This window comes from Streptomyces albireticuli, from assembly GCF_002192455.1.
Classification (GTDB): domain Bacteria; phylum Actinomycetota; class Actinomycetes; order Streptomycetales; family Streptomycetaceae; genus Streptomyces; species Streptomyces albireticuli_B.
Genome location: NZ_CP021744.1, coordinates 362417 through 375263, shown reverse-complemented (window position 1 = coordinate 375263; position 12847 = coordinate 362417). Strand labels below are relative to the sequence as shown.

At 74.4% G+C, this 12847-nt stretch carries 11 protein-coding genes; 6 read left to right on the top strand and 5 right to left on the bottom strand.

Annotated features, from left to right (window positions below; translation table 11 throughout):
* Positions 1-198: 198 nt before the first annotated feature.
* On the top strand, positions 199-567 hold the full coding sequence (locus SMD11_RS01640; protein ID WP_087924687.1) for a bleomycin resistance protein: 369 nt from the start codon (positions 199-201) through the stop codon (positions 565-567).
* A 174-nt stretch (positions 568-741) separates the two neighbouring features.
* On the opposite strand, the gene SMD11_RS01635 is transcribed toward SMD11_RS01640, so the two are convergent.
* Positions 742-1641 carry a hypothetical protein gene (locus SMD11_RS01635; protein ID WP_087924686.1) on the bottom strand — a complete coding sequence of 300 codons (900 nt, stop codon included), beginning with the start codon at positions 1639-1641 and terminating at the stop codon, positions 742-744.
* Between the two features lie 29 nt (positions 1642-1670).
* On the bottom strand, positions 1671-2039 hold the full coding sequence (locus tag SMD11_RS01630; protein WP_087924685.1) for a hypothetical protein: 369 nt from the start codon (positions 2037-2039) through the stop codon (positions 1671-1673).
* A 75-nt stretch (positions 2040-2114) separates the two neighbouring features.
* Between SMD11_RS01630 and SMD11_RS01625 the strand changes: the two genes are divergently transcribed.
* The 4 genes from SMD11_RS01625 to SMD11_RS01610 all read left to right on the top strand — a co-directional run bounded on the left by SMD11_RS01625 (position 2115) and on the right by SMD11_RS01610 (position 9157).
* On the top strand, positions 2115-6962 hold the full coding sequence (locus tag SMD11_RS01625) for a CHAT domain-containing protein (RefSeq protein WP_107421919.1): 4848 nt from the start codon (positions 2115-2117) through the stop codon (positions 6960-6962).
* A gap of 53 nt (positions 6963-7015) precedes the next feature.
* Positions 7016-7615 (top strand): hypothetical protein, encoded by a 600-nt coding sequence (locus SMD11_RS01620; RefSeq protein ID WP_087924683.1) that lies wholly within the window; start codon positions 7016-7018, stop codon positions 7613-7615.
* 207 nt (positions 7616-7822) lie between these two features.
* A complete protein-coding gene (locus SMD11_RS01615) occupies positions 7823-8269 on the top strand; it encodes a hypothetical protein (RefSeq protein ID WP_087924682.1) in 447 nt (148 codons plus the stop codon).
* A gap of 150 nt (positions 8270-8419) precedes the next feature.
* Entirely contained in the window at positions 8420-9157 is a 738-nt protein-coding gene (locus tag SMD11_RS01610; RefSeq protein ID WP_087924681.1) for an SDR family NAD(P)-dependent oxidoreductase, read from the top strand.
* Positions 9158-9226: 69 nt separating this feature from the next.
* Here SMD11_RS01610 and SMD11_RS01605 read toward each other — a convergent pair whose 3' ends face one another.
* From SMD11_RS01605 to SMD11_RS01595, 3 genes are all read right to left on the bottom strand, one after another.
* Positions 9227-10708 (bottom strand): glycoside hydrolase family 47 protein, encoded by a 1482-nt coding sequence (locus SMD11_RS01605; protein WP_087924680.1) that lies wholly within the window; start codon positions 10706-10708, stop codon positions 9227-9229.
* Positions 10709-10878: 170 nt separating this feature from the next.
* Entirely contained in the window at positions 10879-11979 is a 1101-nt protein-coding gene (arsB, locus tag SMD11_RS01600; protein ID WP_087924679.1) for an ACR3 family arsenite efflux transporter, read from the bottom strand.
* A complete protein-coding gene (locus SMD11_RS01595; protein WP_087924678.1) occupies positions 11976-12284 on the bottom strand; it encodes an ArsR/SmtB family transcription factor in 309 nt (102 codons plus the stop codon). The genes arsB and SMD11_RS01595 overlap by 4 nt, the downstream gene beginning before the upstream one ends.
* Before the next feature lie 131 nt (positions 12285-12415).
* Between SMD11_RS01595 and SMD11_RS01590 the strand changes: the two genes are divergently transcribed.
* A complete protein-coding gene (locus tag SMD11_RS01590) occupies positions 12416-12829 on the top strand; it encodes an arsenate reductase ArsC (RefSeq protein WP_087924677.1) in 414 nt (137 codons plus the stop codon).
* Positions 12830-12847: the final 18 nt, after the last annotated feature.

Genomic DNA, 12847 nt, shown 5'->3' with positions numbered 1-12847 from the left:
TAGGTCCGCCCGGTCCGATGTCCCGGTGCGCGGGGCGGCGGCGGGCGGCGACGGGTCCTTCCGACGGACCCGGCCGCCCTCCCGCCGCCCCGCCACCGAGTTGACCGCGACCCGGATATGCTGCCGCGCGAGTCGTTTCCGGGAACGAAAGCACGATTCCCGACCCGCGGTCCGAAGAAATTCCGAAAGGGATCCGCCATGGTGAAGTTCACGGGCGCCGTACCGGTCCTGACCGCCGTCGACGTGGCGGCGGACGTCGCCTTCTGGGTCGGCACCCTGGGGTTCGAGGAAGACTTCGCGGAACCCGACTTCGCGGGTGTCCACCGCGGTGACGTCCACCTCTTCATCAGCCGTACGGAACACCAGATCGTCGCGGACAACACCTCGGCGTGGGTGGAGGTCACGGACGTCGACGCATTGTTCGCGGAATGGTCGCGTGTGGTCTCCACCGACTACAGGGACACCTCGGGCCCGGCGATGACCGCGGTGGGGGAATCCCCCGCGGGCCGGGAGTTCGCGGTCCGCGACCCCGCCGGGAACTGCGTCCACTTCGCCAACGAGAGCTGAGACACCCCGGCGCGTTCGCTCGTCCCGCCTCGCCGGGGGAACCCCCGTTCCCGACCGGCGGGAGCGCGGAGCCGGAGCCCGCGCCGCGCCGTGCGGATCCGCCCGGTCGGTTCGACGCCGGCGGTCTCGGCCCACAGCGTGGCGTCGGCTTCCGCACCAGCCCCCCGTCAGCTCTTACACGTGCTTCCGCAGGTGCGCCGTGACCTGCGCGCCGGTGTCCGGGGACAGGCGCCCCTCCGGCACGTCGAAGCCCAGCTCCCGCGCGAGCACGGCGGCGCGCAGGTCGAAGGCCGCCTCCGTGAGATGCGCCAGCGTGTCCACGGCGGCGCGCGTGCGGCGCAGGCCGACCGCGAAGACGGCCGCCGCGACGAGCGGCGCCGGCCACCACCAGACGGCGGGCAGCAGGCACAGTACGCCCCAGCCCGCCAGGGTCACCGCCGTGTCGAGCTCCGCGCGGGCGGCCCGCAGCGCGTTCTGCTCGGACTCCTCCAGCACCAGCCACAGCCGTGGCCACGCGAAGACGACGTCGAGCCGGTACCAGGCCCAGACGCGGGCACCGACCGCGCCCAGCCGGTCGCCCGTCCAGACGGGATGGGCCGGGGGCCCCAGCGCGACGGCGTTGCGCCGGGCCGCCAGCGCGTCGATCCGCGCCCGGACCTCGGCCGACGGCCGCGCCCCCGTGCCGTCCACCTCGGTCCGGTACGCGCGGTCGGCCGCCCGCCACCGCTCGGCGCGGGCCGCCGTCAGCCGTCGCGCGAGCCGTCGCAGACCGAAGGGCCAGGGCTCGAACCACAGCCGCCCCAGCGCCGCGGCGGCACCGCGGGCGGCCAGCCCGGCGGCGGCCGAGAGCACGGGCAGCACCGCGAACACGAGCACCCACAGGGAAGTACGGCCACCGTCGAGCGGGCCACCGGGATCCAGCAGACCGGCCAGCCGGCCGGCGTCGGCCCAGTGGGCGTGGCCCAGCCGGTGGGCCGCCACCGCGCCCGCCACGTAGAGCAGCCCGGGCAGGACCAGCACGGCCACCCACCGCTCCACGTACTTGCGGCCCAGCTCCGCCAGCACCGTGTTCATCCCACCCCGCCCCCGCCCCGGCCGCGCGGTCAGCCGAACCGCAGCGGCCGGGCGTGTAGGGCGCAGACCGGCAGGTCCTCGCCCGGACTCGGCTGTTCCGCCCGGCGGCAGGCGCCGGCCGGGCAGCGGTAGCGGCCGAGCGCCACATGCCCGACGCGGTCACCGGGCAGGGAGACCAGGCCGGCCGCCTGCTCGCCGCCCGCCGGCGCGGCACGGGTCGTCGAGGACTCCAGCAGACGCAGCAGCCCCAGGGCCCGCAGTCGTTCGTCGACCGGCTCCCCGCGCCGCGCCGCCGCCAGGACCTCCTCCAGGCCGTCACCGTCACCGGTCTCCTCGGCGACCGCCCGCAGCTCGGGGAGTTCCCGGCACAGCACACCCAGCAGCTCCGAGGTCTCCACAATCCGCCCCCTCCGCGACGAAGTTGATGGAGCATCATGTCATGCGGGGGAGACGGGACAAGACTGCGGGGGCGGATGATGCGGAACGACACCACCGGGAACGACGGCACCGGGACCGGCGCCACCCGGAACGAACCGGGCCTGACCGGACCTGACCGGACCGAGCCCGACTGGACCGGGATCGAGCGGATCGCCGCCCGCCTGGAGGAACGGCTGGGCGCCTTCTGGAACCAAGGCAACCGGGAGGCCGTGACGGAACCGGACGCCCTGGCCGAGGCCACCGCGCTGCGCCTGGGCGTCCTGCGCGTCCCGGAGAGCCCCGCCGGGCCCCATCAGCCGCTCTACCTTCTCGACCGGTCCGCTCTGTACGCGGTCGCCTGCCTGCACTACGCCCGGTGCGTGGCCCTCGGCCCGGGCACCGAGGAGGCCCTGCCCGACGCGCGGCTGACGTTCGGGCTGTTCGCCCTGGTCATCCGGTTCGCGCCGGAGGAGGTGCCCGAGGACATACGGGAGGCCGTCGCCACGATGGACGTGCCCGAGCCACGGGACCTGGCCGCCCTGTGGGAGCGTGCCCTGGAGCTGTTCGGCCGCTGGCAGACCAGGGGCGACGGCCAGGCACTGGAGGACGCGATCGCCCTCTGGCGGGAGCTGCGGAGCGTCCTGCCCGCGTCGCACCCCGTCCGCCCGATGCTCCTCGCGAACCTGTGCGGCGCGCTGCGCAACCGCTGCGCGGTGCTGGGTGACGCCACGGACCTGGAGGAGGCCGTCGACATGGGCCGGCAGGCCGTACGGCTCGCCCCCGCTGACGACCCGGACCGCGGGCTGTACCTCTCCAACCTCTCCGCCGCGCTGTTCGTCCGGTTCGGTGTCCACCAGACCCAGGAGGACCTGGACGACGCCGTCACCCACGGCACCGCGTCCGTACGGGCCACGCCGGAGCCCCAGGCCCTCTTCCACTCCAACGCGGGCATGGCCCTCCTGGCCCGGTACGAACGGGACGCCGCCGTGCCGGACCTGGAGGCCGCGGTCGACGCCCTCAGGCACGCCGATCGCCGGTCCGCCCCGGACGACCCCCTGCGGGCGATGTACCTGACGAACCTCGGGCTCGCACTGGACCAGCGGTTCCTGCGCCTCGGCGACCCGGCCGACCTCGACGCCGCCGTCGACGCGGTGACGCGCGCCGTGGCGGCCTGCCCGCCCGGCCACGCGGAACACCGCAGATGCCTGGCCAACCTCAGCGGCGTCCTGCGCTCGAAGGCCGAGCGCTCCGGGGCGGCGGCCGACCTGGACGCCGCCGTGGACGCGGCGCGGCGGGCCCTGGCCGACACCCCCGCCGACGCCGCGGATCCGCACCGGGACCTGTACCTCGGAGTCCTGGGCAAGGCCCTGCGGCTGCGGTTCACCCGCCTGGGCAGGCCGGCGGACATCGACGAGTCCGTGGAGCTCCTCCGGCGGGCTGTGCCCCGCCCCGGCGACGACAGCGCCCCCGCGGCCGTAAGCCTGTACGACCTGGGTGGCGCCCTGCTGGCCCGCTTCCGCCGCACCGGCGATCCCGCCGACGCCGACGCCGCGGTCGAGGCGGCCCGGCGCAGCGTCCGCGCCACCCCCGCCGCACAGGCGGACCGAGGGGTACCGCTCAGCCTGCTGGGCGAGGCCCTGCTGGAACGGGCCGGGTGGGCCCGCTCGTCCGCCGACGAGGAGGAGGCGGCCACCGTCCTGGAGGAGGCCCGCGGGCTCCTCACCGGCTTCCAGCCCGTCGCCCTGCGCAAGTGCCTGTCCGAGCTGGGACGTGCCCGGATGCGCCGCTTCGACCGCACCGCGTCCCTCACCGACCTGGACGCGGCGCTCGACACCTTCCGGGAGGCCGTCCGGCAGGGCCCCGACGACCCGGACCGGGCCGTCGACGAGTCGCACATCGGCGGCCTCCTGCTGGACCGGTTCGCGCTCACCGGGGACCAGGGCGATCTCACCGAGGCGCTGGACCGGCACCGCGCCGCCGCCCGGTCACTCGTGGGCGGCCCCGCCGACCGCAACGCGCCCCAGGTGCTGTTCAACCTCGGCCGGGCACTCCAGGCCGCGTACGAGCGGAACGGCGACCTCGCCCTGCTGGACGAGGCCGTACAGCGGATGGAGGAAGCCGGACGGTCCACCCCACGGTCCGGCCCGGACCGGGCGATGCACCTGTCCAACCTCGGCGCGACGTTACGCGTCCGGGCCGAACGCCTCGGCACGGCGGCCGATCTGGACCGGGCCGTGGAGCTGAGCCGGCAGTCGGTGGACGCCCTGCCCACGGAGCACCCGCGGCGCGCCACCTATCTCTCCAACCTCAGCACCACCCTGCTCGCCCGTTACATCCGCTCCGGGGCCCAGGCGGACCTGGAGGAGTCGGTACGGGCGAGCAGACAGGCGGTCGAGGCCACTCCCGTCACCGACGCCCCCGAGCGCGTGGTCCACCTGGCCAACCTGGGCATCGCCCTGCGCCGGCGGTACGAGTGGTCGGGCGCGCTCGCCGACCTCGACGAGGCGATCGAAGTGGCGGGCGCCGCCGTCCGAGGACTGCCCGCAGGCCATGTGACGGACCATCTGCTCCTCACCAACCTCTCCACCGCCCTCACGACCCGGTACGAGCGGACGGGCGACCCCGCCCACCTCGACGAGGCGATCGACGCCTCCCGCGCCGCCGTCCGGGCCGTACCCGAAGGCCACCCGGCCCGCGTCGTCCACCTGTCCAACCTCGGCAACTCGCTGCGCCACCGCCATGGAAGCGCGGGGCGACGGCCGGCGGACGCCGACGAGGCCGTCGCCTGCCTGCGGGAAGCCGTGCGCGCCTGTCCCGACGGCCACCCGTCCCGCGCCGTGGGCCTGTCCAACCTCAGCGGAGCCCTTCTCGCCCGTATCGACGAGCGGCGGCTGCTCGCCGACACGGCCGAGGCGTCCGACGCCGCCGACGCGGACGAGGCGGCGGGTGCCGCGCGGGCGGCCGTCCGCGCGGCACCCGACGGCCACCCGCAGCGCGCCAAGTACTTGTCCAACCTCGGCGCGGCGCTCCTGGTCCGCGCGTCACTGGGCGGGAGCCTGGGCGACATCGAGCTGGCCTTCGACCTGTTCCGCCAGGCCACGGGCATCACCACCGCGCCCGCCCTGGTGAGGTACCGCGCCGCGCGGGCCTGGGGAAGGGCCGCCGCGGGCCTCGGGGACTGGCGGGAGGCGCTGGACGCCCACCGGGCCGCCGTCGCCGAACTGCCCCTGCTCGCCTGGCACGGACTGGCCCGGGAGGACCGGCTCGACGCGCTCGGCCGCGCGGCGGGACTGGCCGGCGACGCCGCCGCCGTGGCCCTGAACGCCGGGCGCCCGCAGGAGGCCGTCCAGCTGCTGGAACAGGGCCGGGGCGTACTCCTGGCACAGGCCCTCGACGCCCGCGACGACATGACGGCGCTACGGGAGCGGGCGCCCGGACTGGCCGCCCGCATCCGGGAGGTGCGGGCACTGCTGGACGCGGACCCGGACACCCGATCCGCGTCCGACCCTGACCAGGCGGCGATCGGGACCGACCCCGCCAGGGCCGTCCGGGAACAGCGGGCGGCGGCGGAACGGCACCGCGAACTCGCCCGCGAGATGGACGAGCTGGTGCGCCGGGCCCGGGAACTCCCCGGGCTGGAGGACTTCCTGCGGCTGCCCTCCGCCGAGCGGCTGCGCGCGGCCGCCGCGAACGGGCCGGTCGTGGTCGTCAACACCAGCGCCCTGCGCTGCGACGCGCTCGTCGTCACCCGGGACGGGCTGCGCGCGGTGCCACTGCCGGAGCTCGCGCTGAAGGGGCCCGGCGGCCTGGAGGAACGGACCGGGGCCCTGCTCGACGCGCTCGCCTCGGCCGGCGGCTCACCGGCGGGCGCCTGGCGGGCCCAGCGGATGCTGGTCCGCACCCTGGGCTGGCTGTGGGACGCCGTGGCCGCGCCGGTCCTGGCCGAGCTGGGCGAGGCCCCGAAGCGCGCGGGGGTGCGGCTGCCGCGGCTGTGGTGGTGCCCCACCGGCCTGCTGTCCCTGCTGCCCCTGCACGCGGCCGGGCACTACGGCCCCGGGGCCGATGCGATCGACGGGACCGATGAGACCGGCGGGGCGGGCGGCGGGCCGAGGGCGCTGCCGGACCGGTACGTGTGCTCGTACACGACCACGCTGCGCGCCCTCGCGGCGCAGACGGCGCCCGGTAGCGGCACGGCCTGGGCGGAAGGGACCGGCGGGAACGGCAGCACGGGCGGGCACGGGAGCGCGCGGGCGGAGAGTGACAGAGGCGCCTCCGAGCCGGGCCGGATGCTCGCCGTCGACCAGTCCGACACCCCCGGCCTGCCCCCGCTGCCCCACGCGCGGGCCGAAGTGCGCCTGCTGTCCGGCCGGGTGCCGCGCACCACGATCCTGGCGGGCCGCCGGGCCTCCCGGACGGCGGTGCTGGACGCCCTCCCCGCCCACTCCTTCCTGCACTTCTCGGGCCACGGCAGCCAGAACCCGGAGGACTCGGCCGGCGGCGCCCTGTACTGCCACGACCACGAGCGGTCCGGCCCGCTGACGGTCGCGGACATCTCACGGCTGCGCCTGAGCCACGCGCGGCTGGCGTTCCTGTCGGCCTGCGAGACCGCGCGGGGCGCCGCCGGGCTGCCCGACGAGGCGGTCCACCTGGCGGGAGCCCTGCAACTGGCGGGGTTCACCCATGTGGTGGCCGCCCAGTGGGCCGTCGACGACGAGTCCGCCCTGCGGGCGGCGGAGGACTTCTACGCCGGTCTCACCCGGCCGCGCTCTCCCGGCGGCCCGGGCGACCCCGGCGACCTCGATCCGGACCGCGCCGCGACCGCCCTGCACAGTGCCGTCCAGCGGTTGCGGGCACGGGACGACGACCCGCTGTGGTGGGCGGCCTACGTCCACACCGGGCCGTGAAGGACGGCCGGCGAATTCGCCCGGGACGCAGGGCACCTGCGAGGGTGTCGGCCATGAACACCGAACCGAGCGGCCCGGCACGCCACCACGACCGGGGGACATGGCTGGTGGGGTTCACCGACCGCATAGCGGTGGTCTGCCCAGGGTGCGGCGGCCGCGCGCTCGTCGTGCCCAGGCCCGGCCTGGCCGAGCCCAAGTACTTCAGCGAGCTCCTCTTCCGGCCGCGCCGCCTGGCCTGCGCGGGCTGCGGCGCCGTCGACACCTGGGAAGCCGGGACGCGCGGCGCCGGCCTGGTCGGCGCGGCCCCGGGCGGCACCGAGGACCCGTTCTTCCGGCGCCCGCTGTGGCTCCAGACGCGCTGCGCCGGGCGGATCCTGTGGGCGTACAACACGCGGCACGTCGACGAGCTGGCCGCCTACGTCGGCGCCCATCTGCGCGAGCGCGGCGGCGCGAGCCCGACGATGGCGATGATCCCGCGGCTGCCGGCGTGGCTGAAGAGGGCCGAGAACCGCCCCAAGGTCCTCGCCGGCCTGGAGACCCTCCGGGCCCTGGACCGGCGGTCGACCGCGGCGGACCGGTCCGCGGCCGCGCACGAACGAGGCGACCGCCCGCGGCCGTACGGCAGCCTGTACTTCCGGGGCGGGGCGTACTAGAGCGCGTACCCGGCGCGGTGCCCGGGGTTCCGGATCCCTGAGGGGACCCTGGCGGTATCGGGTCAGATCCATTACGGGCGGCCCCGGCAGACCCCTGAAACCGGCAGGGGTCATGTCTCGTTCAGGTGAACGATGAACGAAGCGCGGGCGGGCCGGATCCTGGAACGGCCGCCGAGAGCGGCGGCGCAGGAGAGAGAAAGGATCCCCATGAGCCCGCGCAGGACGCACCCCGCCGACCGTTCCCCCCATGCGAGCCTCGACCATCCGCGCACCCGGAAGGCGTTCCGCGGCGCCAAGTTACTCGTCGGCTCCTACGCCGGCCTCAGCCTGCTGACACTCGTCGCCATCATCCTGCTGCGCAAGCACCACGACATCGTGACCGACGCCGTCCGGGTCCGGGCGGGCGTCGTCGTGGCCACCTCCCTGCTCATGGCCTCCTTCGTCACCCGGGCGGCCCGCGGCCACAGCCGCTCCTACCTCCGGCTGCGGCTGGCCTCGGGCGTCATGCTGGTGGTCATCGCGGCCGTCATCGCGCTGCCCGGCGCGTTCCCGGTGTGGCTGAAGATCGAACAGGGCGTGTGCGGGGTGCTGCTGGCCGGTGTCGTCCTGATCGTGAACAGCAAGCGGGTGCGATCGGCGTTCGCCTCCCGATAGGGGCGCCCCCGCGGGCCTTTGGGGGTGCCGCTGCCGAGGCGGGTGTCCCGGACCTGTACGTTCGGACGGCCCGCACCCGGACTGTCCGTCGGTGACAAGGCGGGGGAGGGACGGGGGTCACGTCCGAGAAGGCAGAGCGTGGAGGGGCCGATGGGTGGGGCAGGACGCATCGTGGTGGTCAGCGGTGGCGGTATCGGCATCGGCCGGGCCGTCGCCGAAAGGTTCGCCCGGCAGGGCGACAGGGTGACCGTACTCGGACGCCGGGCGGAGGTCCTGCGCGCGGCGGCACGGGAGATCGAGGGCGCCCACCCCGTACGGGCCGTCGCGGTCGACCTGTCGGTGCCGGCGGAGGTCGAGCGGGCGCGCGACGACCTCCCGGCGGAGGTCGACGTGCTGGTGCACAACGCGGGCGGCCGGGGCGGCCCCGCCCCGGCCGGGGGCCTCAAGGAGGTCGCCGAGCACTGGCGGCGGGTCTTCGACAGCAACGTCATGCCCGCGGTCCTGCTCACCGAGGCCCTGCTGCCCCGCCTCGCCCGGCCCGGCGGCCGCGTGGTCACCGTCGGCTCCGCAGCCGCCCTGCGGGGCGGCGGCGCGTACGGCGCCGCCAAGGCGGCCCTGCTGGCCTGGAACCACACGCTCGCGCGGCAACTGGGGCCGCGCGGTGCCACGGCCAACGTCGTGGTGCCGGGGTTCGTCGCGGGCACCGGCTTCTCCGGCGGCCCCGCCGACGAGGCGGAGCTCGCCGGGCGGCGGGCGCGGACCCTCGTCGGTGACGTGGGCGAGCCCGCGGACATCGCCGAGGCCGTCGCCTTCCTGGCCTCACCCGAGGCCCGTCACATCACGGGCGAGTTCCTCGACAGCAACGGCGGTGCTGTCCTCGGACGGTGACAGAGAGCCGGGAGGTGTCTTGAGGAGCCGGCTTTCCGGCGTGGCCCGGCCCCCGGACGCCGCGAAGGCTCAGTCGTCCCCCGTGGCCCCGTTCCGCCGCAGTCCCTCCAGGACCTTCCCCTCCGTGCTGAGGTACCCGTGGGCGTAGTCGAAGCGCGGGGTGCTGGAGAAGGTGAGGTAGAGCCATTTGAAGTTCTCGGCGAAGACGTACGCCGGGCAGTGGTCGCCCTTCCGCATCGGGCGCCGGGTGACGTCGGTGACGACGGTGTAGCCGTCCCGCACACGGTGGTACTCCTTGAGGTTCTGGAAGTAGCGCCAGGCCGTCGTGCGGTAGTAGGAGTCGCCGGTCTCCCAGTACAGCTGGAAGGCGCAGTTCGCGTACTCGGGGCGCAGCGCGTTGCCGGGGCTCACGGCCGTGAGCCGCCGGTAGTCGATCTCCTCGGGGATGACGTCGTACTTGTCGAGGACCGCCGTCCACGACTTGTAGTAGTCCGCCGCCAGCTCGTCGTCCCCGCCGACCGGCAGGACGGCGACGGACAGCGCGGACTGGCGCCTGTTGAGCAGGGCTCCGGTACGGAAGTCGACGTGCTTGAACCACAGCAGCCCGTCGACCCACTCCACCTGGTGCTTCTTCATCGCGGCGGCGAACATCCGGAACCAGTCCCGGCAGTCCTCGTCGCGGAACATCACCCACGCGCCCCACAGGTACTCGTAGAACGAGTCCGCCGGAGGGTCCACGGCGATGCCCGCCCGGTCGGCCCACTGGCCGCTCTCGACGTTGATGCGCGAGGCGAGCAGGTCGAGCGACGACCGCCGCTCGACGACGGCCCGCAGGGCGCGCTTGGCGGCCCGCTCGTACCGGAGGTCGCCGGTGAGCCGGGACAGGGTGCCGAACTCCAGGATGTTCGTGCCGACCTCGGCCAGCGGCAGCGTGGCGCCCGAGACCCGGCCCGTACGCAGGTTGACGTACCGGTAGGGCATGCCGGTGCGGGACGAGGTGAAGGCGGGCAGCAGCCGGTCCGCCAGGTCGGCGCAGCGGTCGAGCAGGGCTTTCTCCCCGGTCGCGAGGTAGCCCGAGAGGAGGCCCCCGACCAGCCGGATGGTGGTCTCGAAGACCTGGAAGTCGGCGTTGATGTCGAAGCGGAGGTAGTCCTTGATCCAGGAGACGCAGCGGTCGACCTCGGTGTCGAGCTCCATGAGGTGGAGCGTGTCGAGCGCTTCGACGATCGACAGGCCGACCGGGTGGCCCTTGGCGAAGAAGTCGCGGTGTCGGCCCGAGACCGGGAGCACTTCGTCGTAGCCCCACGCGAGCCGCTTGTAGCCCTCCCAGGCGTGGACGAACTCGTCCCGGATCTCGTCCGCCTTGGCGCGGTCCGGCCGGAGCGTCCTCGGCCGTACGGGCGCCGCCCGGGCGGGCGTCACGGCCCGCGCGTCCGCCGCGGCGTGGCGGACGCCGCCGAGTCCGCCGCTCACGGTGAGTCCGCCCGTGGCGGCGAGCACGTACAGCAGGCGTCGACGGGTCGTGCGCGCGGGGAGCGAGTCGTACGTCATGACGGGCAAGGCCTCCTGGCCACCTGTTCCGCCCCCGGACACTGATCGCAGTATGCGTCGGACCGGCCGCTCCGGGCGGAAGGCGCGACGGCAGATTGTCACACCGGCTTTCGGCCGACCGCGGGAACCGGGTGGGACGGTCCGGCCCGGCCCCGGGCGGTACGGGCGGTTCACCCCGCGGTCGATGCGCGCGCGGGCGCGGTGAACCTCCGGCGCCAGGCCAGGGAGACGTGGACGAGGGCGACGAGGACGGGCACCTCGATGAGGGGGCCGACGACGCCGGAGAGGGCCTGGCCGCTGGTCACGCCGAAGGTGGCGATGGCGACCGCGATGGCCAGCTCGAAGTTGTTGCCCGCCGCGGTGAACGCGAGGGTGGCGGTGCGGTCGTAGGCGAGGCCGATGGCCTTGCCCAGGGCGAAGGTGCCGAACCACATGATCGCGAAGTAGGCCAGGAGCGGCAGCGCGATGCGGGCCACGTCGCCGGGCCGGGAGGTGATCGTCTTCCCTTGGAGGGCGAAGAGGACCACGATCGTGAACAGCAGCCCGTACAGGGCGAACGGGCCGATCCTCGGCAGGAACCGCCGCTCGTAGCCCTCGCGGCCCATCCGCTTCTCGCCGGCGCGCCGGGTGAGGAAGCCGGCCAGCAGGGGCACCCCGAGGAAGACGACGACGTTCAAGGCGATCTTCCACATGGAGATGTCGAGGTGCTCGCCGTCGCCGAGGCCCAGCCATCCCGGCAGCAGGTCGAGGTAGAGCCAGCCCAGCAGGCCGAAGGCGATGACCTGGAAGACCGAGTTCAGGGCCACGAGGACGGCGGCGGCCTCGCGGTCGCCGCGGGCGAGGTCGTTCCAGATGACGACCATCGCGATGCAGCGCGCGAGGCCGACGACGATCAGGCCCGTGCGGTACTCCGGCAGGTCCGACAGGAAGATCCACGCGAGTGCGAACATCACCGCGGGCCCGAGGAGCCAGTTGACGACCAGCGAGGACGCCATCAGCTTCCGGTCGCCCGTGACGGCGTCGAGCCTGTCGTAGCGGACCTTGGCCAGCACCGGATACATCATGATCAGCAGGCCCGCGGCGATCGGCAGGGAGATGCCGCCGATCTCGACCGCCGCCAGGGCGTCGGCCAGGCCGGGGACCAGACGCCCCAGACCCAGCCCGAGGCCCATGGCGGCGAGGATCCACACGGCGAGGAAGCGGTCCAGCGTGGAGAGCTTCGCGACGACCGAGGCGTCTCCCGTGGTGGCGGGGACCTCGGCGCGGGTCACGGGCAGGACCTCTTCCGCTCGGCGCCGCCGCGGGCGCGCTCCGCCAGTTCGGTGAACTGCCCGGCGAGAGCGGCGATGACTTCGGGCTTGAGCCTGTAATAGGTGAACCGGCCGCAGGGCTCGGTCTCGACGACCCCGGCCTCCCGCAGCACCTTGAGGTGGTTGGAGAGGTTGGTCTGCTTGGCGCCGGTCTCCTCGACCAGGTGTGTGGTGCACAGGGTCTCGTCGGCGAGCAGGGTCACGATCCTCAGCCTGAGCGGGTCCGCGAGAACCCGGATCAGATCAGTGTCGACTGATGTCATCATGGACTGATACTTTCATATCAGTGATGGCTGATGCCAGTGAACGCTGATGCCGTGCTTGCCGTCCCTCCACCGGATACGAGGCTGCCGCGCGCGGCTCGTCGCCGTCCCTCCGCGAGACAAGAGAGACCCCGATGCCCGAGAAGCCCTCCGTTCTCTTCGTCTGTGTCCACAACGCCGGCCGCTCCCAGATGGCCGCCGCGTGGCTGACCCACCTGGCGGGCGACCGCGTCGAGGTCCGCTCCGCGGGTTCCGCGCCGGCCGGAAGCGTCAACCCGGCGGTCGTCGAGGCCATGCGCGAGGTCGGCGTCGACATCGCCGGCGAGACCCCGAAGGTCCTGACCACCGACGCCGTCCGGGCCTCCGACGTCTGCATCACCATGGGCTGCGGCGACGTGTGCCCGGTCTTCCCCGGCAAGAGGTACCTGGACTGGAAGCTGGAGGACCCGGCGGGCCAGGGCGTCGACGCCGTCCGTCCGATCCGCGACCGGATCAGGTCCCTGGTCGAGGATCTGATCGCGGAGATCGCGCCGGAACGGACTGCGTGACTCCGTTCGCCTCGTCGT

What these genes read in the sequence shown, in the direction of transcription:
- SMD11_RS01640 (WP_087924687.1), top strand. Translation starts at nt 199, where the DNA reads ATGGTGAAGTTCACGGGCGCCGTACCGGTCCTGACCGCCGTCGACGTG.
- SMD11_RS01635 (WP_087924686.1), bottom strand. Translation starts at nt 1,641, where the DNA reads ATGAACACGGTGCTGGCGGAGCTGGGCCGCAAGTACGTGGAGCGGTGG.
- SMD11_RS01625 (WP_107421919.1), top strand. Translation starts at nt 2,115, where the DNA reads ATGATGCGGAACGACACCACCGGGAACGACGGCACCGGGACCGGCGCC.
- SMD11_RS01620 (WP_087924683.1), top strand. Translation starts at nt 7,016, where the DNA reads ATGAACACCGAACCGAGCGGCCCGGCACGCCACCACGACCGGGGGACA.
- SMD11_RS01615 (WP_087924682.1), top strand. Translation starts at nt 7,823, where the DNA reads ATGAGCCCGCGCAGGACGCACCCCGCCGACCGTTCCCCCCATGCGAGC.
- SMD11_RS01610 (WP_087924681.1), top strand. Translation starts at nt 8,420, where the DNA reads ATGGGTGGGGCAGGACGCATCGTGGTGGTCAGCGGTGGCGGTATCGGC.
- SMD11_RS01605 (WP_087924680.1), bottom strand. Translation starts at nt 10,708, where the DNA reads ATGACGTACGACTCGCTCCCCGCGCGCACGACCCGTCGACGCCTGCTG.
- SMD11_RS01595 (WP_087924678.1), bottom strand. Translation starts at nt 12,284, where the DNA reads ATGATGACATCAGTCGACACTGATCTGATCCGGGTTCTCGCGGACCCG.
- SMD11_RS01590 (WP_087924677.1), top strand. Translation starts at nt 12,416, where the DNA reads ATGCCCGAGAAGCCCTCCGTTCTCTTCGTCTGTGTCCACAACGCCGGC.